The sequence below is a fragment of the Alteromonas sp. AO-Serp genome, assembly GCF_017849675.1.
Taxonomy (GTDB): Bacteria; Pseudomonadota; Gammaproteobacteria; order Enterobacterales; family Alteromonadaceae; genus Alteromonas; species Alteromonas macleodii.
Map to the genome: position 1 here is coordinate 1 of NZ_JAFLMX010000220.1, position 24,931 is coordinate 24,931.

Annotated in this window: 21 protein-coding genes; 15 read left to right on the forward strand and 6 right to left on the reverse strand. The window is 44.9% G+C overall.

Going from position 1 to position 24,931, the window contains the following annotated elements; genetic code table 11:
• Nucleotides 1–662 precede the first annotated feature (662 nt).
• A complete protein-coding gene (locus QVA83_RS14845) occupies nucleotides 663–2,117 on the forward strand; it encodes an undecaprenyl-phosphate glucose phosphotransferase (RefSeq protein WP_014949101.1) in 1,455 nt (484 codons plus the stop codon).
• 33 nt (nucleotides 2,118–2,150) lie between these two features.
• The gene (locus tag QVA83_RS14850) at nucleotides 2,151–3,560 is read left to right on the forward strand and encodes a mannose-1-phosphate guanylyltransferase/mannose-6-phosphate isomerase (protein WP_014976221.1); all 1,410 of its coding nucleotides are present in this window, start codon (nucleotides 2,151–2,153) and stop codon (nucleotides 3,558–3,560) included.
• 289 nt (nucleotides 3,561–3,849) lie between these two features.
• Here the strand turns inward: QVA83_RS14850 and rplT are convergent, their stop codons facing one another.
• The 4 genes from rplT to thrS form a co-directional block, all read right to left on the reverse strand.
• The gene (gene rplT / locus QVA83_RS14855) at nucleotides 3,850–4,206 is read right to left on the reverse strand and encodes a 50S ribosomal protein L20 (protein WP_012518092.1); all 357 of its coding nucleotides are present in this window, start codon (nucleotides 4,204–4,206) and stop codon (nucleotides 3,850–3,852) included.
• Between the two features lie 18 nt (nucleotides 4,207–4,224).
• On the reverse strand, nucleotides 4,225–4,422 hold the full coding sequence (rpmI, locus tag QVA83_RS14860) for a 50S ribosomal protein L35 (RefSeq protein WP_012518091.1): 198 nt from the start codon (nucleotides 4,420–4,422) through the stop codon (nucleotides 4,225–4,227).
• A 118-nt stretch (nucleotides 4,423–4,540) separates the two neighbouring features.
• Nucleotides 4,541–5,080 (reverse strand): translation initiation factor IF-3, encoded by a 540-nt coding sequence (gene infC / locus QVA83_RS14865; RefSeq protein ID WP_071814473.1) that lies wholly within the window; start codon nucleotides 5,078–5,080, stop codon nucleotides 4,541–4,543.
• Nucleotides 5,081–5,191: 111 nt separating this feature from the next.
• Nucleotides 5,192–7,108 (reverse strand): threonine--tRNA ligase, encoded by a 1,917-nt coding sequence (gene thrS / locus QVA83_RS14870; RefSeq protein WP_014976220.1) that lies wholly within the window; start codon nucleotides 7,106–7,108, stop codon nucleotides 5,192–5,194.
• A 436-nt stretch (nucleotides 7,109–7,544) separates the two neighbouring features.
• Between thrS and QVA83_RS14875 the strand changes: the two genes are divergently transcribed.
• The 3 genes from QVA83_RS14875 (at nucleotide 7,545) to QVA83_RS14885 (ending at nucleotide 10,479) form a co-directional block, all read left to right on the forward strand.
• Nucleotides 7,545–8,429: a fructosamine kinase family protein gene (locus QVA83_RS14875; RefSeq protein ID WP_156078211.1), complete on the forward strand. Its 885-nt coding sequence runs from the start codon at nucleotides 7,545–7,547 to the stop codon at nucleotides 8,427–8,429.
• Between the two features lie 122 nt (nucleotides 8,430–8,551).
• A complete protein-coding gene (locus QVA83_RS14880) occupies nucleotides 8,552–9,301 on the forward strand; it encodes a pteridine reductase (RefSeq protein ID WP_156078210.1) in 750 nt (249 codons plus the stop codon).
• Nucleotides 9,298–10,479 (forward strand): DUF3080 family protein, encoded by a 1,182-nt coding sequence (locus QVA83_RS14885; RefSeq protein WP_287498634.1) that lies wholly within the window; start codon nucleotides 9,298–9,300, stop codon nucleotides 10,477–10,479. Before QVA83_RS14880 ends, QVA83_RS14885 begins: the two co-directional genes overlap by 4 nt.
• Before the next feature lie 153 nt (nucleotides 10,480–10,632).
• On the opposite strand, the gene QVA83_RS14890 is transcribed toward QVA83_RS14885, so the two are convergent.
• Nucleotides 10,633–11,883: a mechanosensitive ion channel family protein gene (locus QVA83_RS14890; RefSeq protein ID WP_156078208.1), complete on the reverse strand. Its 1,251-nt coding sequence runs from the start codon at nucleotides 11,881–11,883 to the stop codon at nucleotides 10,633–10,635.
• 47 nt (nucleotides 11,884–11,930) lie between these two features.
• Nucleotides 11,931–12,557 (reverse strand): CPBP family intramembrane glutamic endopeptidase, encoded by a 627-nt coding sequence (locus QVA83_RS14895; protein WP_101564128.1) that lies wholly within the window; start codon nucleotides 12,555–12,557, stop codon nucleotides 11,931–11,933.
• 426 nt (nucleotides 12,558–12,983) lie between these two features.
• On the opposite strand from QVA83_RS14895, the gene QVA83_RS14900 reads away from it, so the two are divergent.
• From QVA83_RS14900 to QVA83_RS14945, 10 genes are all read left to right on the forward strand, one after another.
• Nucleotides 12,984–13,817, forward strand: a complete 834-nt coding sequence (locus QVA83_RS14900; RefSeq protein ID WP_039227167.1) for a MurR/RpiR family transcriptional regulator — start codon at nucleotides 12,984–12,986, stop codon at nucleotides 13,815–13,817.
• A 200-nt stretch (nucleotides 13,818–14,017) separates the two neighbouring features.
• A complete protein-coding gene (locus QVA83_RS14905; RefSeq protein WP_014949092.1) occupies nucleotides 14,018–14,581 on the forward strand; it encodes a DUF924 family protein in 564 nt (187 codons plus the stop codon).
• 181 nt (nucleotides 14,582–14,762) lie between these two features.
• A complete protein-coding gene (locus QVA83_RS14910) occupies nucleotides 14,763–16,028 on the forward strand; it encodes an amidase (RefSeq protein WP_287498635.1) in 1,266 nt (421 codons plus the stop codon).
• A gap of 168 nt (nucleotides 16,029–16,196) precedes the next feature.
• Nucleotides 16,197–17,774: a gamma-glutamyltransferase family protein gene (locus tag QVA83_RS14915; protein ID WP_156078206.1), complete on the forward strand. Its 1,578-nt coding sequence runs from the start codon at nucleotides 16,197–16,199 to the stop codon at nucleotides 17,772–17,774.
• Nucleotides 17,775–17,846: 72 nt separating this feature from the next.
• Nucleotides 17,847–18,665, forward strand: a complete 819-nt coding sequence (locus QVA83_RS14920; RefSeq protein ID WP_014949089.1) for a sulfite exporter TauE/SafE family protein — start codon at nucleotides 17,847–17,849, stop codon at nucleotides 18,663–18,665.
• A gap of 10 nt (nucleotides 18,666–18,675) precedes the next feature.
• Nucleotides 18,676–19,944, forward strand: a complete 1,269-nt coding sequence (locus QVA83_RS14925) for a pyridoxal-phosphate-dependent aminotransferase family protein (RefSeq protein ID WP_156078205.1) — start codon at nucleotides 18,676–18,678, stop codon at nucleotides 19,942–19,944.
• Nucleotides 19,937–21,181 (forward strand): allantoate amidohydrolase, encoded by a 1,245-nt coding sequence (locus QVA83_RS14930; protein WP_156078204.1) that lies wholly within the window; start codon nucleotides 19,937–19,939, stop codon nucleotides 21,179–21,181. Before QVA83_RS14925 ends, QVA83_RS14930 begins: the two co-directional genes overlap by 8 nt.
• A 36-nt stretch (nucleotides 21,182–21,217) precedes the next feature.
• Complete coding sequence (locus tag QVA83_RS14935; protein WP_014976207.1) at nucleotides 21,218–21,583, forward strand: AraC family ligand binding domain-containing protein; 366 nt, start codon at nucleotides 21,218–21,220, stop codon at nucleotides 21,581–21,583.
• Nucleotides 21,584–21,799: 216 nt separating this feature from the next.
• Complete coding sequence (locus QVA83_RS14940; RefSeq protein WP_156078203.1) at nucleotides 21,800–23,278, forward strand: adenosine deaminase family protein; 1,479 nt, start codon at nucleotides 21,800–21,802, stop codon at nucleotides 23,276–23,278.
• 2 nt (nucleotides 23,279–23,280) lie between these two features.
• Nucleotides 23,281–24,858, forward strand: a complete 1,578-nt coding sequence (locus QVA83_RS14945; RefSeq protein ID WP_283619523.1) for a uracil-xanthine permease family protein — start codon at nucleotides 23,281–23,283, stop codon at nucleotides 24,856–24,858.
• The last annotated feature ends 73 nt before the right edge of the window (nucleotides 24,859–24,931 follow it).

Here is a 24,931-nt window from a genome sequence, read left to right on the forward strand (position 1 = left end):
CTTGGGTGTATTAAAACGGTGCATTATTTCGATATAGCGCTTTCAAATACATCCTTACATAAACGCTATAAACCGCGAAACATCCGTAATATGTGTAATTCTTACAAACTAAACAAGGTGAATTCCTTAATAGTTCATGGATAATCAATGTCGAGCAATAGGCGTGCCGCTTTTGCTTTACTAGGCTGTGAACATTACTAGCGAACACATTAGAGCAAAAGTCAATTTGCTCTATATTGTTTGACTCAACAGTCAGTTAACAAAGTACTGCAACTTATACCTAGGTATTGTTGCATCTATATGTCCAAGGCTGCAAACGCGGTATATGCTATCTTATTTATATTGTTCATGAAAAGCGCTAGCGCCGTATTCTACTCATTTTGCACCAAATTAGTACGGAATGAACTTTGTTTTTGTAATAAAATTACAATATCCATATAATACGCTGTTGCTAGAGCACTTGAGCGCTAGACGTGAAAAATTTCAACGCGAATATAATCAGCACGTTGTGATTATTCATCTTGCGCGCTTAAAAGTGGGCACAGTATTTGCCTAACTTCCATAAGTTGTCTTCGCTATTCTTCTTAAATCATGGCTTAGCTTGTTTTTGTTGTCGTTAGCTTTGGCTACAGGCTTCACTTTTTCACTTAGAGATTACTTAAATGGACAATAGAGTAGAATCTAACAAAGCACTTAAAGCTCACCCGGTTGAGTCTAATACTAATGGTGGTTTGGTAGTCAGGAACCAAAGTGGTTTTTCAACCATTTACAGACTCATCGATCTTTCGCTGGTAACGATTTTGTATTATTCAGCAGCAGCGTATTACGGTACCCAGATAGATACCACCAGCTTAATTCTTCTTTTTGTAAACGTTATTTGCTTTCAAATTTCTGCCGAAGGCGTTGAGTTATATCGGTCGTGGCGTGGGCACAGAACGCCTGAAATGCTAAGAGCGGCTGCAATCACATGGACATTGAGCGTTCTCGGTACCATGTCAATGGGGTACTTTTTCGTTCAAGAAATAAAAACGCCCCCACCTGCAATATTACTTTGGTTTGCATCTTCGTTTGTCGTTTTGATTCTGTGGCGCTTTATTATGCGCAAGTTCCTCTTCCGCATTCGCAAAAGTGGCTTGAACACTCGCCGTTCAATTATCATTGGCGCTACTCATTTAGGTGCGAATGTTGCTCTTCAGATACAACAGAACGAACATTTAGGTATTCGCTTTAACGGTATTTATGATGACCGTGAAGCAGAACGTCTCCCTCATGAGATGCAGGGCGCTGTGCTCGGCAACATTGAAGAAGCCATAGAAATGGCCAAGCGCAACGAAGTTGATTACATCTACATAGCATTGCCAATGAGTGCAGAAAATCGCATTCGTGCAATTCTTGAACAGTGCAGCGATACCACCGCTAACGTTTATGTAATTCCAAACTTCTTTATGTACAACTTGCTTAACGCTCGCTGGCAAACCGTGGGTAATGTACAGGCACTAAGTGTATATGATACCCCTTTCCAAGGCGCCAGTGACGTATTGAAGCGGTTTGAAGATGTTGTATTAAGCAGTCTGATTTTAATGTTGATATCCGTTCCCATGTTAGCAATTGCGGCCGCAGTTAAGCTCACATCTAAAGGGCCAGTCATTTTCAAACAAAAGCGTTACGGATTAGATGGTAAACAAATTACGGTTTACAAATTCCGATCTATGACTACGCAAGACAACGGAGCAGTTGTTAAGCAAGCAACGAAAAACGACGCGCGTTTAACCAAAATAGGTGGTTTCTTAAGGCGCACATCGTTAGATGAACTACCTCAGTTTATCAATGTTCTGCAGGGTCGCATGTCAATTGTAGGCCCTCGCCCGCACGCGGTTGCTCACAATGAGGAATATCGTAAGATCATCACAGGTTACATGCTGCGGCATAAAGTTAAGCCAGGTATTACAGGTTGGGCACAAGTAAATGGTTTGCGCGGTGAAACGGAAACCACGAACAAGATGGTACAGCGTGTAGAGTACGATTTAGACTATATACACCGCTGGTCTATTTGGTTCGATATTAAAATTGTATTCATGACTGTATTTAATGGATTCATTAACAAAAACGCATATTAGAAGTACACCAAATCAAGAAAAGGACATCATCATATGAAACCTGTTGTATTGGCCGGCGGCACTGGTAGCCGCCTTTGGCCAAAGTCTCGCGCCGCTCTTCCAAAACAGTTTTTGTCGCTTACATCCAACAGCACGATGCTTCAAGATACAATCACTCGACTTAAAGGAACCAATGCGGAGCCTCCTGTATTTATATGTAACGATGCGCATCGATTTTTAGTTGCTGAGCAGCTTCGTAAAAAAAATATAGAACATGATGGTATTTTATTAGAGCCCGTTGGGCGAAATACTGCACCAGCAATAGCGCTTGCGGCATTACATGCCACAAAAAATGAGAATGACCCTGTTCTTCTTGTCCTCGCTGCGGATCATTTAATTAAAGACCAAAACGCATTTCATAGTGCCATTACTAAAGCAGAAGCATTAGCAAACGAAGGAAAGCTTGTAACTTTTGGTATAGTTCCAGACCAGCCCCACACCGGCTATGGCTACATCAAGGCTGGAAATGTACTGAATGTTGGATTTGAGGTAGCTGAGTTTGTCGAAAAGCCAGAACTTGAAACAGCAAAACAGTACGTTGAGTCAGGTGATTTTTTCTGGAATAGCGGCATGTTTATGTTTAAAGCCAGCCGTTATATTGAAGAATTAGGTAAGTATCACCCCGAGATGCTAGAGATTTGCCGTCGTGCAATTGAAACTGAAGCACCTGATTTAGACTTTATTCGAGTTGACTCTGAAATTTTTGCTACGTGTCCTGACGACTCTATTGACTATGCAGTGATGGAAAAAACTGACAGCGCTGCAATGGTGCCATTAGATGCAGGGTGGAGCGATGTAGGCAGTTGGACATCGCTTTGGGAAACTGCCGATAAAGATGACAACGGCAACGTTTGTGTAGGCGATACGATTTTAGAAAATACTAAAAATAGTTACGTGAACGCAGAACAGCGATTAGTATCTGTCATTGGCTTAGAAGACGTTATTGTTGTCGAAACCAAAGATGCCGTTATGGTCGCACATAAAGATGACGCTCAAAGTATTAAGACCGTGGTCAACAGGCTAAAAGCTGAAAAACGTCCTGAGTTTGAATTCCATCGCGAAGTTTTCCGTCCGTGGGGTAGCTACGATTCAATTGACAGCGGTGCACGCTTTCAAGTTAAACGTATTACGGTAAAACCTGGTGAAAAACTATCTGTGCAAATGCACCACCACCGCGCTGAGCATTGGATTGTGGTATCGGGCAGTGCCAATGTGACTATTGATGACAACACTCAGCTGGTTACCGAGAACGAATCAGTGTATATCCCAATAGGCGCAGTACACGCTTTAGAAAACCCCGGAAAAATCCCTCTAGAGCTTATAGAGGTGCAATCGGGCGCATACCTTGGTGAAGATGATATAGTTAGGTTTTCAGACCGCTACGGGCGTGTAGAGAAAAAATAATAGTACTTAGTACTAAGCTGCGAATATAAGCAGAGCTTTGGCTCTGCTTTTTTGTGTTTAAAATTCCACATGTAAAAGCCCCCTACTCTTTTGTTCTTTGCGCATGAAAACCTAGAGTAAAGCTAGAGAAGGCGCGCTTTTCTACAGATATTCAATAAATGGATATAAGAAGGGTGTGTTAAACAATGGACTAAAAAAGTCTAAAACAAAGTCTGAACCCCAAAAACGAAAAAAGGCGAGCATCCTGCTCGCCTTTTTCCGAAAGAACTTAAACTTAATTAGTTAATAATTAAGCTAATGCGCCTTTAGCCGCTTCGACTAGTGCGCTGAAAGCTGCTTTGTCATGTACTGCGATGTCGGCAAGGATCTTACGATCGATTTCAACAGACGCTTTCTTCAAACCGTTAATGAAACGGCTGTATGACATACCATTTTGACGAGCAGCAGCGTTGATACGTGCAATCCATAGTTGACGGAATTGACGCTTGCGCTGACGACGGTCACGGTAAGCATATTGACCAGCTTTAGTTACAGCTTGTACCGCTACGCGATATACACGTGAACGTGCGCCGTAATAACCTTTTGCCTGCTTGAGGACTTTTTTGTGACGAGCACGTGCGATAGTGCCGCGTTTTACTCTAGCCATTAATCAGTCTCCTAAGTCTTATACGTAAGGCAACATGCGCTGAACCAATTTGGTATCAGAGTCATGAACCAGTTTTTTGCCACGAAGGTGACGTTTACGCTTAGAGCTCTTCTTAGTCAGAATGTGACGTAAGTGAGACTGTTTGCTTTTAAAGCGGCCAGAACCCGTTTTCTTAAAACGTTTGGCGGCACCGCTTACAGTTTTCATTTTAGGCATTGCTAAAACTCCGCATTGTTTAATATCGGTATTTTTCGTGTTGCAGTCACTTCATACCGGTTAATGTTTAGCAGCAAGGTGTTTAAGGGTGCAGATTCCTTAAAACTTTAGACCGTTACTACTTCTTATTTGGGGCTAGCACCATGATCATCTGACGGCCTTCCACACGACGTGGGAAAGACTCGCATGTAGCGATATCTTCTAAATCGGTTTTAACGCGGTTTAGTAGATCGATACCGATGTCTTGGTGCGCCATTTCACGACCGCGGAAGCGGATCGTAACTTTGGCTTTATCACCACCTTCAAGAAAGCGACGCAGGTTGCGCAGTTTGACCTGGTAATCGCCTTCATCAGTGCCAGGGCGAAATTTAATCTCCTTGACCTGAATTTGCTTCTGTTTTTTCTTCTGCTCTTTTTGAGCTTTACTTTTTTCGAAGAGGAATTTGCCATAGTCCATAACTTTACAGACTGGCGGCTCGGCATTCGGACTGATTTCTACTAGATCTAGGCCCGCTTCTTCTGCGTTACGAGTAGCTTCTGCTAAAGAAACCACACCAACCTGTTCACCGTCTTTGCCAATTAATCTTACTTCTCTGGCTTTAATCTCATCGTTAATGCGGGCTTTGTCGCCCTGAGCCTTGTTGTTAGCGCCTTTAATGTGCTATTCCTCCAAACATTTAATTCTTTTGCCTGCTTTTGGGAGGTCGGTTGACCCAAAGTAAAACCAAAAGCAGACACCTTAATTGTGTATTATACACAATTTGCTCAACTACTTAATCGTCTTTTCAACAACTTCTTGTTGAGCCATGGCAATAAAGTCTTCCAGGCGCATTTTGCCTAGGTCGTCACCGCGACGAGAGCGCACTGCTACTTCGCCCGCTTCCATTTCTTTATCGCCCACAACTAGCATATACGGAATACGCTTCAAAGTGTGCTCGCGGATTTTAAAGCCGATCTTCTCATTTCGCAAGTCAGACTTTGCTCTAAAACCTAATTCTTGCAGTTTTTTTACACAATCTGAGGCATATTCAGCTTGTTTGTCGGTAATATTCATTACCACAACCTGCTGAGGTGCCAACCAGAGTGGGAAGAAACCTGCAAATTCTTCGGTCAATATTCCAATGAAGCGTTCTAGTGAACCCAAAATAGCGCGGTGAATCATAACCGGCACTTTGCGTTCGCCATCTTCTGCTACATAAGTAGAGCCCAAGCGACCTGGCATTGAGAAATCTAGCTGTACGGTTCCGCACTGCCATGCACGGTCTAAGCAATCGTGCAGTGTAAACTCAATTTTCGGCCCGTAGAACGCACCTTCTCCAGGCTGATAATCGAACTCGATGTCATTAGCTTTAAGTGCATCTGCAAGCGCAGCTTCTGATTTATCCCAAATCTCGTCAGCACCTACGCGCTTTTCTGGGCGAGTAGACAGCTTAACTTTGATATTTTCGAAACCAAACGCAGCGTATGTCTCGTACACCATCTTAATACAGCCACTCACCTCTTCTAGGATCTGTTCTTCAGTACAGAAAATGTGAGCATCGTCTTGCGTAAAGCCACGAACACGCATTAGACCGTGTAGTGCGCCCGATGGTTCGTTACGGTGACAGCAGCCAAACTCAGCCATACGAAGAGGCAGGTCGCGGTACGATTTCAAACCTTGGTTGAAAATCTGTACGTGTCCTGGGCAGTTCATTGGCTTAACGGCATATTCACGCTTTTCAGATTCAGTCGTAAACATGTTTTCAGCGTACTTGTCCCAGTGACCTGATTTTTCCCAAAGCGAGCGGTCCATCATTAATGGGCCTTTAACTTCGTCATAATCGTATTCACGAAGCTTCTTACGCACGTAGCTTTCTAGCTCGGTGTAAATTGACCAACCGTCGTTGTGCCAAAACACCATACCCGGCGCTTCTTCTTGCCAATGGAAAAGGTTAAGTGCTTTACCAATTTTACGGTGGTCGCGCTTTTCAGCTTCTTCTAAGCGCTGTAGGTAAGATTTAAGCTGCTTCTTATCTGCCCACGCAGTACCGTAAATACGCTGAAGCATTTTGTTGTCGCTATCGCCACGCCAGTAAGCACCTGCCACTTTCATCAGTTTGAAGTGATGGCAGAACTTCATGTTTGGCACGTGAGGGCCACGACACATATCTGTGTATTCTTCGTGGTGATACAGTGCTGGACGGTCGTCCTTGCTGATGTTCTCATCAAGAATTTCCATTTTGTAGCTTTCACCGCGAGCTTCAAATGCATCGCGTGCTTCTTGCCAGCTCACTTTGTTCTTAACCACGTCGTAATTAGTTTTAGCCAGTTCAAGCATACGCTTTTCTAGTTTAGCTAAATCTTCCTGGGTTAGGCTTTCTTCCATATCAACATCGTAGTAGAAACCGTTGTCGATAACAGGGCCGATAGCCATTTTGGTGTTAGGCCAAAGTTGTTTGATAGCGTGACCTAACAAGTGCGCGCAACTGTGACGAAGAATTTCTAAACCTTCATCGTCTTTTGCAGTAATAATTTGAAGTTGTGCGTCCGCGTCAATCATATCAACGGCGTCAACTAACTCACCGTTTACTTTTCCTGCAATGGTTGCTTTGGCTAAACCAGGGCCAATATCATTTGCAACATCTAGTACAGAAACAGCGTTATCGAAAGCGCGTTGGCTTCCATCAGGAAGGGTAATTACAGGCATTTTAATTCCTTTACAGTGGTGACGCCTACTCTGCGCCACATGCATATTTTTGAAAATTTAATCGTGCTTTATAGCACTCGAAACTTGCTTTATTTGAAGCAGCATAAAAATACAGCGCATTGGTACTGCAAAACTGCATACGCGTCGAACTTACTGAGTTTTCTCAGTATTAAAGCAAGTTGTGGATTATAACCAGTGTAGGGGCAACTTCAATATCGAAAAGCCTTTATTGGCTAATTTGTGAAGGTTTGATTTCGTTTAGGAAGATTTTGAGTAGGAATTTATGCATTTCACCGTTTTTATCCCATACTTTAGTGTAAGGCGATAAAGGTTGCTGGACTGGCTCTTCGCTGGTGTTCTAGTGTGCCTTAGGAAAGTAGTCACTCAACACTCCTATCGCCTTGAAAAAAGCATTAAAACAAGCAGAGCGTGCAATATGTGGCATTTTATCAGCGAGCATATTTCAGATGAAACCCAGCAGTTTTTTAGCTGCCAAAAAGCCGAACGAGTAAGTGGCGGAGATACACACGAAAGTTACATCATAAAAGATACGACCCATCGCTACTTTGTTAAAACCCGCAAATATGATGATACTCAGCAATTATCTCATGAAGCCGAAGGACTAGCGGCCATCGCTAACACGCAAACCATTGCTACCCCGCGAGTCATTTGCCATGGAATTACAGCCAATGAAACGCCTAATATGGAATATTTGGTACTTTCTCACGTTCGATTTATTGAACCCACTGATAATGACTATTTCATTTTAGGACAGCAACTCGCTGCACTTCATGCGGTTAACGCCTACACCAGCTATGGATGGCCGCATGACAATTACATTGGTGCCAGTGTACAAACCAATGGAAGAATGGCGTCTTGGGCTGACTTTTTTGCAGAAAAACGGATTGGTAGTATGCTAGAACGCTTGGCATCAATTGGTACATGGAAAAGCGAAGATGGCAATATAGACGATATTATTACTCGAATAAGACATCTCTTGAGCTTACATCAACCCCACCCTTCACTACTTCATGGCGACTTGTGGGCTGGCAATGCAGGCTTTAATAAAAAAGGACCGGTGTTATTTGACCCCGCTGTGTATGTTGGCGATGCGGAAACCGACCTTGCCATGGCCGAATTGTTTGGTGGCTTTCCCCAATCATTCTTTGAGGGTTACCATCAACACACCCCAATTGAAAAAAATTACCGATTAAGAAAACCAATTTACCAGCTTTACCATATTTTAAATCACGGGTTATTATTCGGCGCGCATTACATTACGCAAGCCAAACAAATAATAGATGACATTTACACGCATTGATGTGACAAACAAATTCGCTTGCATTTGTTGCCCATCAGCCGTTTTACCTGCGGATTAAGAAAGAAAGCACCGCAAACTGTAAATAGATATAAGTCGATTTAAAATAGAGAGTAGCTTTTATTATGACAAACTCAGGCCCTGTAGCACTCATTACCGGGGCAGCAAAGCGAATTGGCGCCGCCATGGCGTGTCAGCTTCATAGCGAAGGCTATCGCGTTATTATCCATTATGGGCATTCTAAAGACGAGGCACTTGCACTGGCTGAAAAGCTAAATAGTCAGCGGGAGGACTCTGCTACCTGTCTCCAAGCCAACCTTTGTAATTCAGACGAAGTAAGTGCACTTGGGCAACGAGCATTAGACATTTGGGGTCAGTTAAACGTTTTAGTAAATAATGCTTCTAGTTTTTACCCCACTCCAGTGGGCGAAATTTCAGAAGACGACTGGGTATCTCTGATAGGCAGTAACGTGAAGGGGCCATTGTTTTTGTCACAAGCATTGGCACCCGCATTAGCGGTAAGTAAAGGCTGCATTATCAATATGGTCGACATGCATATCGACCGTCCACTCCCCAAACACAGTGTTTACCTCATTGCTAAATCCGGTCTTGCCTCACTAACCCAATCGTTAGCTATAGACTTAGCTCCCAACGTTCGCGTAAATGGTATTGCGCCAGGGGCAATTTTGTGGCCAGAACGGGAAATGGACGAGGACGAAAAAGACAAACTGATATCGAGCATTCCACTGGGTGAACTAGGTACACCAAATGATATTGCTAAAACATTGTCGTTCTTGGCATCAGCCCCTTACATCACTGGACAAATCATTTATGTCGATGGCGGGCGCGGACTTCATACTGGTGCCTCCGCGTGAATATTTCCCTAGTAAAACCATGGCCCCCAAAAGTTTCGCAACTAAGAAACGCTTGCCGCGCTGGTGTCATCAGCGTTGCCATGTTTGCTTTGCTAGGCTGTTTTGGCGGTAGTACCGTAAAGCAAAGCATTGACGATTACGCCGCACGACTCTCGCGTGTACTCGATACGCCCCTCCCCGATTCGTTTAACGATAAGATTACCACCCCGCTTCCCAAACTTGCAGACTCCGCCACGCTTAAACACGCTATTGAGGGCGTGAATATAAACCTGCGTGAATTTTATGCGCTGCAAGATTGTGAGTTAGGCACAGTGGTTGCCGAACGCAATACTTCGCTAGGAAAAAGTCAGCTGCCATCACAGCGGCTTGTTTATGAGAGCAAGCTGCTTAATGTACTCAACAGCTGTGAAGCAGCGCTCACGAAAGAAAACGAGTCTAACCAGAGAAACGCGGCACTGGCAGCAACCATCGCATCGTGGCGTGAACAAAAGATACAAGACTACAGTAAAACGTGGGCAAACCTAGTCCAAGGGAGCCAAGAATTGCGTCTGGCGCTTAATACACCTGAACGTCTTTTCTCAGTTGAAAATAATAGAGATGCACTTTCTAGCGTAAACGCGCTTTATTACATCAACAGCTTAAGTAACAAAGAATTGCTCTTGAGCGATATGTATTCTTCCAATACAGCATCGAGCGATACAGAAACAGAGGCTACGAATGAAAATAATAGTGAGAGTATTATTGAGAGCAGCGAGCTTGAACAACAGTTAAAAATTATACGCTCAGCCAGGTTACCCGCTACACTTTGGCATACACAACAAACCTTAACGCAAAACCTCTCATTGCTTACGAATATGCTTGAAACCGAGCTTGATGCTGTAAGCTGCCCAGAAGGCCGCGCTAGCGACAAAGCAAAAATATTGCGTAATGTATTCTATCTTTTCTTTATTGAGGAAATACAACCTGTAGGAAGTTTGGTAAATCAATACCATTACAAACTAGCGCCATTATGGGAAGACTGGCTTGCGCAGCCGTCGCTGCACGAGGAATTCAAACGCTATATCAGGCAACAGTCACAAGACGGATTCAATCAATACAGCAGCGTCATGAAAGCGCATGTCAACTTATGGCAAGGATTCCTTGGTAGATGTAATCTATCGCCCGTCGTGCCTGTTTAATAGCGCGACGAGCAAATCCACCAGCCCAGCTTTTGCTGAACATCTCCTCACCTCTAGCCAGCTTTGCTGCAGCACGTTCAATATGTTCGGTTCCCTTCTAGATTCCAAAAGAGGGCAAGTGACACATTCCAATAATCCTTCACATAACAAATATTACAGAATATTTTCTCCTGCTTCCGGATCTCTCGAATTCCGAGCCTGCTCACGTATTTCATGAGCTTCGGAAGACACATCATCATTAATTTTCGATTCTTGTGGACGCGAATTTCCAGCCCCTTTAGCACTTGATCTTTCGTTTCTATTTTCTGTGGCTCCACTATTCTTTTCGCTATCCAAGCTTTTTACGTTCTTTTGGCCTGTTGTTATTTCACTTAACTCATTTGCTTCATTTTCAGAAGGGCGAGCGCTTGAAGCGTCTTTCTCGGAAGCCTGGTAAATATGCATACCCTCAGGGAAAATGCGCTCTCTCGCATCATCAGGCATACTGATATTCGCCTCTAAGAAGGCTTGGGTGATTTTACGCATCAGCACCGATGCCATTTTTAGTACACTCGTTTTCTCTACATCCACCCAAAAATAAACCTTGATGTTGTAGGTCGAGGGGCCTAATTCGTCGATAAGAATTTGCGGTTCAGGGTCGATTAACACGTTGTCTTGTGCTGACGTAATTTCTTGCGCCATCTGCTGTGCGTGTTGTATATCAGCATCGTAACCCACGCCAATAACAAACTGCCCACGCATTAGCGGGTTGGCCGTAAGGTTTTTGATTACCCCTTTGTAAATAGTTGCGTTAGGTATTTGAATATGGTTGCCGTCAAAATCCACCAGTGTAGTCGCACGTGCCGTAACTTTCTGAATGATGCCGGTGAAATCGTTGATTTGTACGATATCCCCTATTCTAAAAGGGCGTTGAATAGTAAGCAGTAGGCTTGAAATAAAGTTCTCGGCGATGTCGCGAAAGGCGAAACCAAGAATAAGCCCTACCACACCTGTACCACTCACCACCGCGATTGCAAATCCGGTGAGCCCAGCTAAGAACAAAAATAGATAAATACCGAGTAAAATTAAGACTAAACTGACGCTTCTTTGAATGACTGAGCGCAGCAGTGGAGATGTGGTCGTACGGGTTAACGGTTTAACTAAAACCTTGGCAATATGTGGCGCTAAAAGGATAAACGCCGCCATGATAACTAAACCTAGCGCCAACCCCGGTAAACGATAAACAAAGTTCTCCCAAAGCTGAGAGAGTAGCGACTGTGCACTTGATAAACTGCTTATTGCGCCACCTTCGTCACTTTGTTGAAGCAAAGTTTGTATAAAAGGTTCGCTGTCGGTTTGCGAGAAAGGAAGCCTCGTTCGCTTATTTAAAATAGAGGGTTGTAATATTTGTTGCGCACTGAACATCACCTCACTCCTTGGCGTTCATGTGTTTCGGTTTTTAATATAAATAACTACGACGCGATAACTAAATAAGATCCCAGCCCGATGGTAAATAAAAAACTGCCCCATATAGCGTGTTCTATAACCACCACGGGCGTCGAGTTAGTTTGCATATACCTATAACCGAAAATGCCACCGCCAATCCAAGAAATGACTACAGCAATCCAGTTACCGTACACTAAGTGGGCTAAACCAAATAAAAAAGTACTTAAGGCCCACCTTGCATATTTCGAAGGCAGTATTCGCTTGTAACGGTGAAAAAAGTACGTTCGAAAAATGATCTCTTGCGGGATGACCGACACTAACGGATAAATCAATAATGTAGCTATCCACATCCATGGCTGGTTCATAGGCCAATGTAGGAACAATTCCGGTTTAAAAAAGTAAACTACCAGCGCCAGTAAGCTCGCCCAAGGCAAAAATAACCTTAGCGTACTTTTTAAATGCGTTCGATAGTCTTCCCAATGCCACAATTTAATGCGTTTAAATTGCTTATCTGCTAACAAGATAGCTAAGCAACAAAGTCCCATAACACCTAAAATAGGCATGAGATAATTTGCAAAATGCTTTATCCAGTAGAGAACGGCAAAGGGAATCACCACAAAGAGCAAGATCAATTCTGACCACAGCTTTGCCACAACTCACCTCTTTCTCTCGATCATGCTAGATTCGCTGATCGATTCCCCAAACGTTTTTGTTAACTAGAATCGATGCTAAACCAACAAGATAATTACCAACCGATGACACTTTTGTGAATTTTTACGGTTTATGTCTATGAAAGTGTAGTGCCAATTTGCAAAGCATGAGTGATCAATTAAGTGCTACTTTAGCCTTATTCTTTACTGCGCATTCGTAACTCTTTATATAGATAAGATTTTTTAAGAGCAGTGGAAACTTGTAAGCGTTTTTTAGTAATAAGCAACAACGCTCATTATAGTGTTCTACTTCAATAATCGGCTTCGAAAAATCTATTTTGAAGTACGTGAACGCGTTGAATTCAGGTAGTGTTTGTATATCGCACAAAAGTCGTGAAATAATTGCATAAGATGTATAAGGCGATACCAATGACAAAAAATAGCCCTAGCGACGTTTTACAGCAAATTGAAAACCACTATGCCTCTTTGTCCCCTTCGGGCAAGGCTATTGCGCATTATATTCAGCAGAATCCTATCGCAGTATTAAGTCAATCTACGTCTTTAATTGCAGAAAAAACGGGGACGTCAAAGGCCACAGTCAGTCGCTTCTTTCGCCAGCTGGGTTTTGACTCGCATCAGCAAGCTAAAGAGGCGCTTGTTCAGCTACGTGAGCAAGGCGTGCCTGTTGTAAGCCCTTCAAGTGGCGTACTTCAGCATGAGAATGATAGTAAGAATTTGGCCAATACATTTGAAAGCACTTCCTCAGAGGCGTTGACAGATATTGCTAAATTGCTGGCATCAGCAGGCCAGGTCACCTTGATTGGTTTTAGAAACGCCTACCCCATTGCACTTCATTTTAGGCAGCAGCTCAAACAAATTCGTGCGTCGGTCCGTGTGCTTCCCCAGCCCGGTCAAACACTTAGTGAAGATATTATCGACCTAACCGAAAATGATCTTGTCGTACTTTTTGGTTTTCGTCGTAGAACCCGACAATTCAAGTTTGTTTTAAATAGCATTAAACACTGTAAAACCGTATTAATTACCGATCCAACGGGCCAAGGATATCGTCACGATGTCGACCACCTGCTGGTTACCCACATTGGCAGTGACTCGCCTTTTGATAGTTACGCGGCTCCAATGAGCCTGGTTGCATCACTGTGTAACCTTACCTACGAAGTATTAGGAAGCCAGGCCGCAGACCGCGTCGACGCGATTACTGACATCTACATTCAAATGGATGAGCTAGAAAGTCCAAAGCGTTAACCCTTCCCACAGAACACTTTTTAAGCAATACTATAAAGAGAGCAGATAGCAGAAAATTGTTATTTTGCAAGCGTAAAGGGAACTAAAGCGCTTAAAAATGGGTATAAGTATTAATTCACAACGCTTATTTTGGGTTTTAATGCATAAAAACGTACCTGTTAATTTAATTTCACTGCTAAAAGCGTGTGGTTGGAGTTGATATGGATAAAACGCAAGTAGTCATGGAAGAAGCTAACGGTGTGCTAGACTTTTGGTTTGGAGAACTCTCCCCAGAGCAATGGTTTAAGGAAGATGCAGCACTAGATAAAACGATCACTTCGCGATTTTCAAAATTGCGTGCAGCAGCCATAAAGGGCGAGTTGTGGCCTTGGCGAGCGACGGCTACCGGTCGTCTTGCCGAAATAATTCTTCTCGATCAATTCTCGCGAAATATTCATCGCAATGACAAAGATGCATTCAGTGCAGACAGCATTGCTTTGGTTCTTGCGCAAGAAGCGGTAAGTGTTGAAGCCGATAAGGTACTTACACCGCAGCAGCGCGCGTTTCTGTATATGCCGTTTATGCATAGTGAATCACTCGCAATCCACGACGTCGCATTGGAACTATTTTCACAAGAAGGCCTTGAAAGAGAATTCTCCTTTGAAAAGCGCCATCAACAGATTATTGAAATGTTTGGCCGCTACCCCCACCGCAACCGAATTTTAGGGCGCGAGTCGACACCAGAAGAAGTTGCATACCTGAAGCAAAACCCCCAAGGTTTCTAGAAACTTATCTAGTTTTTTATCAATTTACTCAGCGCTTTACCAATTATGTAACTCACAGAAAATAATGTACGTACTAAAATGCCCAAGGAAGTAACGTTCGTCTCTCTTGACTTTTTAATGAAACAGTTGTTTCATTAATCTAAAGACGAATAAAGAAACAATAACGAATAAGTAACGCGCTGTGAGCTCTCCTTTTGTACTGAAGCCCTGTGATGCCAAGTTCACACAGGCAATTAAAAACCTAGAAATCGCATTCAGTCTTGACGGTAGTGTTAAAGATGACGCATTTTCGGCGTCAGGAAAAGCGCTGAATCAGGCAAAAAGTCAAAGTAAATTGCCGCTTAGCGGACTAGGTCTGGCAGTAAAAGATTTGTTTCACATTGAAGGATTACCAACCGCAGCAGGAAATCCTGATTGGTTAGCCACACACGCGATTCCGAAAAACACAAATCGTTGCGTAGCAAAGATGCTTCAAGCGGGTGCCGCGTTCAAAGGCAAAACCATCACTGATGAACTTGCCTACAGTTTACACGGGCAGAATAAGCACCACGAAACACTGGTAAATCCAGTGGCACCAGCTCATATACCTGGTGGTTCTTCGTCAGGTTCAGCGGTAGCCGTTAGCGCGCACCTTGCCGACATAGGGCTTGGCACCGACACCGGCGGCTCTATTCGCGTACCGTCTAGCTATCAAGGGTTATGGGGGCTTCGCACCACGCACAGCGTTGTGGCCTGCGACAATATGGTGGCACTTGCCCCGTCGTTTGATACCGTGGGCTGGATGACACGCGACCTAAACACGCTGACTAAGGTTGCCAATGTCTGCATAGATAGCGCAACACAAAGTGAAATATCAGGTTCGCCTCGATTTGGTATAGCAGCGCATTTATTTGAGCAGGCCGCTCACAAATCGCTGTGCAAAACATGGCTTGCAGCGCTGGCTGATAACAACGACTGTATTGTATTGTCAGAGACACAGCTAGATTTAAAAACCTTACAAACTGCCGCTACCTTTCGTACCTTACAGGGCAATGAAATATGGCAGCAACATGGCGAATGGATTGAATACACTCAACCCGATATCGCCAAAGATATAATGTTGCGCTTGAATTGGTGTAAAACCATAACAACGCAAGAAGTAGAACAAGCTAAAGCGCAACAATCTGTGGTAATCAATCATTTAAATGCTCTATTTGAAGAAATAGATGTATTGATTATTCCCACGACACCCGGTGTAGCACCTCGATGTGATGCCGATGAAACAACGCTGGCAAATGATAGAAACGCTCTGCTCGCACTCACGGCGATAGCTGGGCTTGCGGGATTACCCCAACTTCATTTGCCATTGTTTACCCTACACAACGCCCCATGCGGATTATCGCTAGTGGGCAAAAAAGGCAACGATCTTGCACTTCTCGCGTTAGCAAAAAAGCTAACCACTCGCTAAACGTGTAAAGCGCGCCTGTTTTTTTAAGTTGCACTTAAAAAAAGCAATAGCGCCCTATCGCATTCAAGTTGAAACTAGAAAGCGGAAGTAAGACCTAAGCGCCCGTCATTTTGCCTGATTTGGGCTTAAACTGACTGCGCGGTTGCCGAGTTTTTGAAGGAATTAAAAATGAGTGAAAAACCAAATATAGCGTTTACTGCCCCTCACTTTGCGGCATCGCAAGTGGGCTTAAACATATTAGAAAAAGGCGGCACCGCTATTGAAGCTATGGTAGCTGCTGCAGCATCTATCGCGGTTGAATACCCGCACATGAATGGCATGGGCGGAGATGGATTTTGGCTAATCAGTGAACCTGGTAAAAAGCCGATTGGCATTGATGCATCTGGCGTAGCAGCAAAGGGCGCGACACCTTCTTTCTACGAGGGTAGCGATGCCATACCTAGCCGAGGCGGAAAGTCAGCATTAACCATGGCAGGCGCAGTTGCTGGTTGGCAAGCCGCGCTTGAATTAAGTCACAAATGGCAAAGCGGTCTACCGTTAAGTACATTGTTCGATACGGCGATCAGTCAAGCTAACTGGGGAATTGAAGTTACCCAGAGCTTGGTGGATGCCAGCAACAAAACCTTTGACGAGCTAAGTGCGGATGAAAATTTCGCTCAGTTTTTGATTAAGGGGAAAGCCCTTAAAAAAGGTAAAATTTTAAAGCTAACAAAGCTCTCTGAAACTTTGAAGCATTTAGCAGAAAAAGGGTTAGATGATTTTTACCACGGTGAGTTAGCTTCACAGCTGGCTGAAGACTTAGAAGCTGCCGGCTCCCCTATTCGCCTTGAAGATTTTAACAATTACAAAGCGACAATTGTTGAGCCATTGTCAGTGTCCACCAGCAAAGGCAAGCTTTATAACTTGCCGGCGCCCACACAAGGTGTAGCGTCGCTCATTATTTTAGCCTTGTACGACAAAGTTCAGCATTTGGGCAGCACCGATGCAGACATGGTGCATTTACTTATTGAATGCACGAAACAAGCCTTCATTGCACGTAACGCGAACGTAACCGACCCATCTCGTACGCCTGTTAGTCTTCAAAGCCTGTTAAGTGACGATGTGCTTGATGAAATGGTGAAGAACATCTCATTAGATAAAGCACTTCCTTGGCCCCATGAAGCCAAGCACGGCGATACTATTTGGATGGGTTGCTGCGATTCTGAAGGCCGAATGGTGAGCTACATACAGTCACTTTACTGGGAGTTCGGCTCTGGCGTAGTGAGCCCGCAAACAGGCATTGTTTGGAACAACCGTGGCACTTCGTTTTCACTCGATCCAAACAGTAACCAATATTTGACCCCAGGCTTGAAACCATTTCACACACTTAACCCCGCTTTCGCTGAGCTTGTCGACGGTCGACGCATGAGTTACGGCACCATGGGTGGTGAAGGTCAGCCTCAAACCCAAGCGGCGCTGTTTGCTCGTCATGTCTACCACGGCCAACCTATCGCCAAAGCTATTTCCCTCGGCCGTTGGCTACTTGGTAGAACCTGGGGCGATCAGAGTCACAACTTAAAAGCAGAGCGTGACTTAGTTGAGTACGTAGGTGAGAGCTTACTGGCACGGGGCCACGATATGGTGACGGTAGATCCTTGCAACGAACTCATGGGTCATGCTGGTGCAATCATTCGCGACACAGAAGGTACAGTGAGTGGCGCAAGCGACCCAAGAAGTGACGGCAAAGCCTACCTTGGACACCGCTAGTTTATTCGCAGTGGCTAAGACGCAGCACTGACAAATAGTTAAACCAATAAACGTTAAAGAGAAAGAAATCACATGCAGTTTTTAATGGATAACCTAACGGTTATATTATCGCTTGCGGGAACAGGCGTGTTCGCAGGCATACTAGCAGGAATGCTTGGCGTAGGTGGAGGCATTGTTATTGTGCCGGTACTGTTTTTCTTGTTCCAAGCCCTTGGTGTGTCCCCTGAGAGCGCAATGGTAATAGCCACGGCCACGTCATTGGCAACCATCGTCCCTACTTCAGTAAGCTCTATTCGTGCTCATCACAGTAAGGGCAATGTAGACTTTGCGTTGCTAAAAGCGTGGGCAGTGTTCATTTTAATTGGCGTGCTTGCCGGAAGCTATGCGGTGACGGCTGTTAACCCGACGTTCCTTACCTTACTGTTTGGCATTATTGCAACCTTGTCTGCCATTAATATGCTTATTGGCAAGAAAGACGCGCTATTTAAAGGGCTACCGGGCCGCGCGGGTCAGTCGATTATGGCAACCTGCATTGGCCTATTTAGTTCTATGGTAGGCATTGGTGGCGGTACGTTAACCGTGCCGACTCTCACATTTTGTAACTACCCAGCACACAAAGCGGTGGGTACCGCTGCTGCAGTCGGTTTAATTATTTCGCTTCCAGCGGCACTCACGCTGCTATTTGTTGGTACCACTCCTGTTGACGCTCCCTTCGCTACGTACGGCTATGTAAACTTGCTGGGGTTTGTCTGCATTGTTCCGCTCACCGTGTTATTTGCGCCTGTCGGAGCAAGCATAGCCAACAAGCTAGACGCTGGCTTACTTAAGAAAATCTTCGCCGTTGTTCTCATCATCACTGGCTTGCGCATGCTAGCGCAAGTGCTTATCTAGGAGTGCCCACATGTCTAAAGAAGCTTCTAACAGAACGTTTGCTCCACTATCCCCGCCGCCTCGCTTGCTAATGGGCCCGGGCCCAATTAACTGTTACCCCCGTGTGTTAAGCGCGATGTCTACCCAGTTAGTAGGTCAATATGACCCTGTAATGACTGGCTACATGAACGAGGTGATGCAACTTTACCGCGATGTTTTCAATACGAAAAACCAGCAAACCTTCTTGGTTGACGGTACGTCGCGCGCTGGAATTGAAGCTGTATTGGTATCGGCAATTGAGCCAGGCGATAAAGTCCTCGTACCTATCTTCGGGCGTTTTGGGCATTTGCTTGCTGAAATTGCAGAGCGCGCCGACGCTGAAGTTCACACCATTGAAGTGCCGTGGGGCGAAGTGTTTACGCCTGAACAGATTGAAAAGGCGATAAAAGACGTAAAACCAAAACTGCTTGCCATTGTTCAAGGGGATACGTCCACCACCATGCTGCAACCGCTTGCAGAAATTGGCGCGATTTGTGAAGCAAACGATGTGTTGTTTTACTGCGATGCAACAGCGTCAATAGGTGGGAACCCGCTAGACGTTGATGCTTGGAAATTAGATGCGGTGTCAGTTGGCCTGCAAAAGTGCTTAGGAGGCCCATCAGGCAGTGCTCCTATTACACTAAGCGACAAGTTTGTTAAAACCGTGCGTACCCGTCACCACGTTGAAGCCGGCATTCGCGATGCTCACCATGAAGCTGCGCGTGGCCCTAAAATTCGTTCTAACTACTTCGACTTGCCCATGATCATGGATTATTGGGGCGAGGAGCGACTAAATCACCACACCGAAGCGGCCAGTATGCTCTATTGCGCCCGTGAATGCGCGCGCCTGCATTTAGAAGAAGGCCAGGTGAACGTGGTTGCTCGTCACAAAGTAGCGGGCGACGCGATGCTAGCCGGTATTCAGGCCATGGGACTTGAGCCCTTCGGTGACCTGGAACACAAAATGTACAACGTTGTAGGTGTTCATATTCCCGAGGGTGTTCATGGCGAAGAGGTACGCGAAACCTTACTTCTGCGTTTTAACATTGAAATAGGCACTAGTTTTGGTCCGCTAAAAGGAAAAATTTGGCGCATTGGCACTATGGGCTATAACGCCAGAGAAGATGCCGTGTTACATACCCTTCAGTCCCTTGAAACTGTGCTTCGTATGCAAGGGTTTGCGCTACCTGCCGGTAAAGGGGTAGATGCTGCGCTTAGCGTTTATGCTAAGGCTAAAGCGGCGGGAGTCACCAATGGGTGAATTCGCAGAATTTGCTGAATTGGCTACGCAAGTTATGGCAAGGTGCGAAACATTAGGCACCTTAAGCCAGGACCCAGCCTGTTTAGACAGGCGCTATTTGACCGAACAACACAAGCTTGCAAATCAACTCGCCTCAGGGTGGATGATTGAAGCCGGAATGACCACCTGGCAAGACGCCGTTGGCAATATATGGGGGCGCTATACATCAAGCGTGCCCAACGCACCGCGATTAATTCTAGGTAGCCACCTCGACACTGTGCCTAACGGCGGAAAGTACGACGGCATGCTAGGCGTGGTCGCCGCTATTTCGCTGGTCGCTATGTTTGACGGCACGCAAACCAAGTTCCCTTTTCATATCGATATTGTGGGTTTTTGTGATGAAGAAGGCACGCGATTTGGCACCACCCTTTTAGGAAGCCGCGCGCTCACCGGTAAGTGGCAAGAGCAATGGCGTCATCTAAAAGATGAAAATGGCGTGAACTTAGAGCAAGCCATGGCGAACTTCGGTCTTAGTTTCGATGCAGTAAACAGTGCCGCTATTTCCCGTACCGACATTTTGGGTTACATAGAACTTCACATTGAACAAGGCCCTGTTTTAGAGCAAGAAAATCTGCCTGTTGGCGTTGTCAGTGCTATTGCTGGTGCAAAACGTTTTAATTTTTCAGTAGAAGGCATGGCGGGTCACGCTGGCACTGTGCCAATGTCTATGCGACGAGATGCACTGTGCGCAAGTGCAGAGATGCTATTGGCTGTAGAGAGCATAAGCTTGCAGCGTCCGGGCGTTGTAGCCACGGTAGGTAAAATTGAGAATGCGCCAAACGGCGTTAACGTCATTTCTGGTCGCACACGTTTTTCTCTCGATATCAGAAGCGAAGATGATGAATTGCGAGATTCTGTATTGGCAGAAATATTGCAAAAGTTTGATGCCATTGCGCATGCAAGACAAATAACGCTAACACGGGAGCAAACCCACAGCGCACCTGCGCTGCATTGCGATAGCCAGCTAAAAGAAGCGCTAGTTCGAGGCGTAGAAGAAAGCGGAATTAAGCCAAGAGTACTTGCCTCGGGTGCAGGTCATGACGCTATGGCCATTGCAGATATTTGCCCTGTGGCCATGTTGTTTACACGTTGTAAGGGCGGAATAAGTCACCACCCTGCAGAATCTATTACCATTGATGACGTGGCCGCAAGTTTGTCAGTACTTTATAAAACCATTAGCAAGCTCAAGCATACGTAGTGGTCAAATCAGCAAAGTTTCAATGAAGGGTTAATAATGAAAATAACAAGGATTTACAACGATGAAGCAGGCAAAAGTCACTTTGGCGAAGTGGAGATTGCGCTAAAAGACGGCGGTCCTATCGGCATGCTTTCAGAAAAATTTGGAGCCGATAAGATCATTTTTCGCGAAACCCCTGCAGATTATGATTTTAAGTGGCATCCAGCGCCGGCGCGACAACTCCTTTTCATAATTAAAGGGCGTGCTGAATTTACGGTGTCTAACGGTGAGCGACATGTGTTTGGAGCAGGTGACGTACTATTGCTAGAAGACACAGAAGGCGAAGGCCATTGTTCCCGCGCAATGTACAATGAAGTGCGCCACTCAATTTTTGTGACGTTAGATGAAGGCGTAGTCCTATAAAACGACCGTTCGCACTGCTCTGAAAAAATGCGCTAATTTAGCGCATTTTTTTGTTTAGGCACCAAAATGGGGCTTACGAATTGCCTAATTGTTTGCTCCTGACCCAAATCCACATAAAAAACACTTTAAAACAACAACTTAAAAACACATCACCAAGCAGACCAACTGGTCAATATCTTGCAACCATAGAGCAACTATTGCCAAGAAAAATTGCTCATGTCATTTGTTGTACGAACCCTGTTCATTTTGTCTTTATCCTTTGTTGGTCTTTATTCCGCCGCAAGCCCCTTTCCTACTGAAGAAGACGCAAACAGTTGGTTTAAGCAATATACTCAGTCATTGACCGATTCACAGACCTATCAACTACTCAAACAGTTTCCAAAAGGCGGTGACTTGCACCATCACTTATCAGGCTCGGCGTACGGCAAATGGTGGTATGAGCTAGCAACTAATCAAGCACTAAACGGCGGCTATCAGTACTTCACTAAGATAAATCATAGCGAGTGTGACTCGGCGCCGTTGTTTCATACTATTTCTAACACTACCCACTCTAAACTAACGAAATGTAAGCAAAAGCAATATAAAGCGCTGAATGCCCTAAGTAACAAAGAACAAGAAGCGTTTATCAATAGTGTTGAACTTGATAAGCCAGAAGAAGGTCGAGAGGAGTTTTTTGAGTTTCACTGGCAGCGTTTAAGCGAGCTTACTCAAAACCCCTATATTACAGCGCAGGTTCTGCTTAGAAACATGCAGCTGTATCAACAAGAAAATGTGCGCTATTTAGAAACGCAAATGAACGTTAGGTTTATGAATCGCGCAGACGGGAGCCGCTTTCCCCCTGCTGAAGCGCTCAAAGTTATTACAGACATGCTCGATAGCGAACCAGCGAAAGCTACTGGTGTCACCGTTCGTTTTCAATATGCCTTGGTTCGTTTTACTGACAACATTGAAGCTCAACTAGACTGGATCTTCAAATTCGTAGACGCCAATAGAAAATGGTATGTAGGGATAAATTTGGTTGGCAGGGAGGACGATCCCCGAGGTCAACCCACGCGCTTTTTAGCGCCCATAACGAGACTTAGAGCTCAATATCCAGCCATTCGCCTCTCCTTTCATGCAGGTGAATCTGAGCATACAGATACCAATATTCGCGACACCTTATTGTTAGGCGCAGAGCGAATAGGCCATGGCATTAATCTGCTAAAAGATCCTTCAACGTATTTGCTCATGCGCCATAACCGCTATTTGATTGAAACCAATTTAATTTCAAACCTAAAGTTAGAATACATCGATGATTTGAGCGCTCATCCCTTTCCTCAACTTTTAAGAACCGGTGTACCCACTGCACTTTCAACCGACGACCGAGGGATGTGGGATGCCACACTCACAGATGAATATTACCTGGCGTTTACCCAGTTCAATCTAAGCTGGAGTGAGCTAGTTACATTAAGTCAAAACAGTATCAAGTACAGCTTTTTACAAGGCGAGAAAAAAGAGCAACTACTTACTGAGCTAAACCGAGATCTAACACAGTTTTTAGCCTTGATAGCGGAAAGCGCTAACCAAATACCTTCTGCAAACAGCAAAGTACATCCTCTTAACAGCAACGTGGAACGCTACAGTGATTTCATCTGCGAGTTTGCCGCCTCGGTCTGCGCCAATGAAGGAAATAACAAGGAAATAACAAGGAAATAACCATGTCTTCAAATCACAGCGAACTACTTTACGATTTACATGATAGTCCGGCATTTCTTCCTTCACTTACCGCGGCATTTCAGCATTTACTTGCAAGCTTTGTCGGTGTCATTACCCCGACTCTTATTGTTACATCAACACTGGGCCTTACTGAATACACGCCTTATCTTATCAGTATGGCCTTGTTTGTAAGCGGCTTAGGCACGGCAATTCAAACAAAGCGTATAGGCCCGGTAGGCAGTGGATTGGTAGCCATCCAAGGTACCAGTTTTGCGTTTATTAGCGCGTTGATACTGGCAGGAAATCAGGTCAAGGCGGATGGAGGAACACCCGAAGATGTCTTGTCTTTGTTGTTTGGATTAACTATGGCGGGTGCCATGGTCGAAGTGGTGTTCAGTCTATTTGTACATAAACTCAAACGTATCATTACACCATTAACTACAGGAATTGTGATAACCGCTATTGGGCTAAGCTTGATAAACGTAGGCATGACTGACCTTGCGGGCGGCTTTCACGCTGCTGACTTCGCCAGCACAGAAAACTTAGCCGTCGGCCTTGGCGTGTTGCTCATTATTGTTTTCTTGAACGCCTCAACAAATCATTGGCTGCGTTTGAGTGCCATCTTTATAGGTATGGCGATTGGCGCAACCTATGTCGGCATTACAAAAGGATTAGATTTCAGCGGCCTTGCTTCGCTTTCCGTCGTAGCGATCCCCACCCCTTTTGCCTTTGGCATTGCATTTGATATCACTCTCTTTTTACCTATCGCGCTCATCTATTTGTTTAGTGCAATAGAAACGGCCGGCGACTTAACCGCAAATAGCCTTTTCTGTAAGCAGCCTGTGAGCGGCCCGATTTATCTTGCAAGAGTGAAAGGCGGGATTTTGGGCGACGGCGTTAATTCGTTACTTGCTGGCATGTTCAACACCTTTCCAAATACTACATTTGGCCAGAATAACGGGGTTATCCAATTAACCGGCATCGCCAGCCGTAAGGTCGGCTTTTTTGTTGCAGCGCTATTCGTTGTTATTGGGTTCTTTCCCATTGTAGGTGGTGTGCTGCAGGCTATTCCCAAGCCAGTTCTTGGCGGTGCTACTCTGGTTATGTTTGCCATGGTGGCCGTGGGCGGTTTAAAGCTTTTAGCCAGCTACGCGCTTGATAGGCGCAGTAGCTTGGTGACAGCGTGTGCGCTAGGTATGGCGATTGGTGTAATGATGGTACCAGAAGCCCTTTCTGAATTGCCTTCATGGCTTGAAAATATCTTACTTTCTCCAGTAACCTCGGCCGGCCTTACCGCCGTCATCCTTGATTTAACCTTACCTGGAAAAAAGCCCCTTGCTTCCCCACACGCTAGTGCACAAAAAATTGAAAGCAGCACTGGCGTTGCTCAGGACAACCCTGCTTACGAGCCTATTCACAACCCAAAGCCAGAAGGTAACCGTAGGGCGCCGAAAGCACTCAATGAAAAAGCCGTTGTAAACCATGAGGTTGTTAAGCACTCAGCTCACTCGACACACATTTTAAGTATAGACGGACAACCGGGCGTAACCTCTGCTCTTTTTAGTGCAAAAGCTCGCTAAAAAACACATTATAATTGCATGCTTTTATGCCTGACTCTTATACAAATCACCCAGCCCACGAGACCGAACTACA